Genomic DNA, 301 nt, shown 5'->3' with positions numbered 1-301 from the left:
TAAAAGAACAAAAGGAGCAAAAAGCATTACGCGAGGAATACCTGAATAGCATGCGTCAGTCATTCAAAAATCAGTTGAAATCAGTAAAGATCGTGGATGAATCAGGTAATGATGTTACTCCTGAGAAGCTAAAACAAGAAAAGAAAAAAGATAATAATAATGGATATTATCACTAAAAAGTAGAAGACTATCTGATAAAAAGGAGAGCTTCTCTTTTTTATATTATTTTTTGTTGTGAATTTTCGAACAAAAGGAAAATCACTAGAATTAAGGTTGTTTTACTTTAAGAGAGGGTATATTA

1 protein-coding gene is annotated in these 301 nt (G+C 29.9%); it reads left to right on the top strand.

Going from position 1 to position 301, the window contains the following annotated elements; translation table 11 throughout:
• On the top strand, positions 1-176 hold a 176-nt coding region (locus AOA59_RS33425), incomplete at its 5' end, for a DUF896 domain-containing protein (protein WP_099485618.1).
• Positions 177-301 lie beyond the last annotated feature (125 nt).

The sequence above is a fragment of the Pseudomonas sp. 2822-15 genome, assembly GCF_002742515.1.
Taxonomy (GTDB): Bacteria; Pseudomonadota; Gammaproteobacteria; order Pseudomonadales; family Pseudomonadaceae; genus Aquipseudomonas; species Aquipseudomonas salomonii.
Note: the sequence above shows the minus strand (reverse complement) of the source record. Positions and strands in the feature narration are given on the sequence as shown.